At 48.5% G+C, this 3,448-nt stretch carries 2 protein-coding genes; both read right to left on the bottom strand.

The annotated features are described in order from the left end of the window. Positions 1 to 2,460 (bottom strand): hypothetical protein (locus ABYP73_RS12350; RefSeq protein ID WP_372974529.1); only part of this gene is annotated, 2,460 nt, incomplete at its 3' end. A 52-nt stretch (positions 2,461 to 2,512) separates the two neighbouring features. After that, on the bottom strand, positions 2,513 to 3,448 hold a 936-nt coding region (locus tag ABYP73_RS12345), incomplete at its 5' end, for a hypothetical protein (RefSeq protein WP_372974528.1).

The raw sequence follows: 3,448 nt of genomic DNA, 5'->3' as shown, positions 1-3,448 counted from the left end.
GGACTTAAGGTACCCTGCACTGAGCACGGCCACCTGACCCTCGAGCATGACACTGAGGTAATCTACCGAAGCCCCTTTACCGGGCTCAATACTCACCAGGTTATAGGAGTGATACAAATCGTCTTTACGCTTATTGGCGCTGATGGAGTGATCCAGAAAGGCAAGTACCGTGTCCGTAAATTCGAGCAATTCTTTTTTAGAGAGTTTTTTCTTCTTCCCGCTGTAGCCCGAATTGTAGATCTGTTCCCTGTAATCGCTTCCGGCCACACCCAGACCATCCATCACTTGCATCCGTTCGACATCAGAGAAGTTTCGCTTCAAAACGGACTCGTGTTTGTTTAAGGTGTCCACCACCCTGTGCAGGAAGATGGTCAATTCCTCAGAGACCTCGACATCCTCCGTCTCCACAACTCCGATAATTTCCCTGAATTTGACCAGAAATCTCCTGAGGTAATAGAGCGTTACCATGGATACCCCGTTTCCTACAAGGGCATTATTCGCATCGTTCCACTCCGGGCGCTGCGTATTGAGCCAGATACCAGCCTCAGGAATGAAATTGGAACATTTGGCGAGGATGGTTACCAGCAATTTTTCCAACAGGTTCACGTGGACGATCTGGCCTTGCTGACCCGTCAGCAAGGTTCCGTCGGCCCCCATTTCTTCCCGGCGTTTGTCAATGCTTTGATGGAGTTGATGATCGAAAACGATCGTATCCTTGGGATTGTCGATAATATCGTAGTAGCTTTTGATCTTATAGGGAACATTGGCGTACACAAATACTGGCGAATCCCAGTATTTCCCAAGGCGGGAGGGATAATAATCCTCAATGAACTCCAGGAACTTAAGAAGGTAAATGATCTGGTGATCTCCCCAATATCCGATATAGGACCAGGGGTCATCAGGCTCGATCACCTCCCAGTCGAACCCGCTCTTCGTCACCCTGTAAGGATTGTATCCATCAAAGGTAGACGCATTGAGGAACTTGTGGATCATCCCATCGATAAATTCCGGAAATGAATGTGCCAATGCCTCCCAATTCTGAAAAATATCGCGCCAGTTCCCCTCGTAATCCAGGATTTTAGAACCGTCGACCTCACTTTGGGTGTTGATGGAAAATCTGTTCCAAGGCCTGCTGGGATCTCCATGCCTGCGACTGAATTTCAGGGGAAGGTATTCCAGGCAGAGTCGCTGGAAATCAAGATCACCGTGTTCCCTGGCGAGTTTCCTCAGGGTGTCAACATCAAATACGTCGGGCAGACCGGACAAGGCAGCTTGAAACTGATTATGAACCGGCGTACTGGCCGTTCGAAGGTACTTGAGAAAGTCGTTTTTTTCCACCAGGTAATCCCGGTCGAAGATCCCTCCCCTCATAATATTGTACAGCACATTCGCATAATGCCTCGAGCTGCGGAGGGTATCCTGGGTACACTGAAATCCGTCGGCTGCTCCGGCCAGAATCTTCAGCCTTTTGGTACCCGAAGCTATATCGGAGGATAATTCAGCTTTAAGCGCTTCGGGATCCTCAAGTTTCTTTTTGATGGCAGCGATATCCGAAGCAGTCTGATTGACGTTGGCAACGATCTGCCATTCCATTTCGGTCTCTGCTTTTAACGCGGTACGGCAATGGACAAAATACGCCCCTTTTTCAGCCTTGACATCGGTCTCCTGCTTGGGGTCAATTCCTTTTCTGAATGCTTCCAGCTGAAGGGAGGAAACCAGGAATGAAGATTTTGGTATACCCAGAGACCAGGCTATGTTAGCTTTGAGCGCTTCACTGGGCTCGGCCTTGTCCACGATAATGGCACTCAAGGCAAAAATCCCAATACCTGCTTCGGGTATGAGTTCGCTACGTTTATAGGCGTCCACCAGATTGCTTCGCATATTCTGCAGGTCTGCATTGACCCCGTATGGCAAAATATTCTGGAGACCGTCCAGGAGACTGATCTTCAGGTCTTTTGTTCCTGTATTGCGCAAAACGGATTTACGTACGAAGCCATACAAATTACTGGAGTTCCACTGGTAACGAAATTCCAGCCCGAGATCCTCATTGATCTCTTCGAAAATGACCTTATTCCCAAAGGTATTCTTGTAAAGGTTACGCTCAATGTGGTACACGCCATCATATCTTCGGGAAAAAGGTTCCCATAACCATTCACGGTCCCCGTCCTCAATACGTAAGACGGTTTTACTTCCGGTGATATCGTAGGATTCAGTGATCTTATCATCGGTGTAGTAAGGAAAAAGGGCGTATTCACTATTCTTCCTCCCCGCCGTAAGTCCGCCGTTGCTCGACAGGAACATCCAGTGGTTAGAATCGCTCACGATACTCATAAAGAAAGGGCGCATCATATCACTGTTGCCGATCTTGTAAAAGATCTCGTCGCCAATCGTAACCTGACTTCCTTTTACCTCTTTATCCCTTTTTTGCAATACGGTATTTCCAACCTTGACTCTTTTCATAATACTCTTATACTTGACTTTTGTCTCTAGTTATATAGTTCACTGTTTGCCATCAGGTGTCCTGATCAGGGATCACTCTAAATGGAATATTCGCGGTAGCAGCCTTTTTATTCGTGTCCTTTGCGAAAACAAAAAGCCGATAGAACCCCTGCTCCTGAATTTCTAATACAGCCGAATTCTGTCCAACCTCAACAACGGCGTCCTCTAAGGTCTCGGGTCTTTCCTCCCAGTCTCCCCCGTCCTTGAGATCCTCGCTTTCATAAAGAACTTCCCATTCGAAGGTGATTCCGAGGTCATTCCGGGCTTCCACTACCACTTCAGCCGTGTACCTCTGCTTCGATTTTAGGATGATATCCCCAGTGGCGTCCCTGCCGTCAAGAAGAAAAGAAAGGATCTGAGGGGCCCTGTGTTCGGGCCATTTACCCTTCCATATCCTGTGCATGACATCCACGCATTCGGTTTCCTCTCCTCCTTCGAGGAAAATCCCATACCAGGTGGGAGTGCGCTCCTGTTTCTGCCCCCAAAGAAAGACATATGACCCCACGCATTGGGCAGGATCTGCGGCGATGGCATCCTGATATCGCTCCAGGTATTTCTGCGCCTTTACGGTACTATTTTCTTCAATGGGAGCTCCCCATGACGTCTGAGGCACCTCCCAGTGTCCGGTTGCCCCCCATTCGGAAACAATGTAGGCCCCTTCCCATCCGAATTTTCGAACCTGCCTTGGTAAAATAGGCAAGTTGCCATAGAGTTGGAAGGAGAGCAGATCCAGATCAGGGCACCTTTCCTGTATAAGGTTGACCTCCTTCTTAAAGATGCCTGCCAAACTTGTGGTGGTAAGGTGAAAAGGATCCACTTCATGTATCATTTCAGAGATCTCATTGACCGCATCCCACACCTTGGGGTTATTGTATTTCAGGTTGAGTTCGTTGCCTATCCCCCACATCAGGAGGGCAGGATGATTCTTCAGCTCAAGAACCTCCTCCCG

It is taken from the genome of Muriicola sp. (assembly GCF_041567615.1).
GTDB lineage: Bacteria > Bacteroidota > Bacteroidia > Flavobacteriales > Flavobacteriaceae > Muriicola.
Note: the sequence above shows the minus strand (reverse complement) of the source record. Positions and strands in the feature narration are given on the sequence as shown.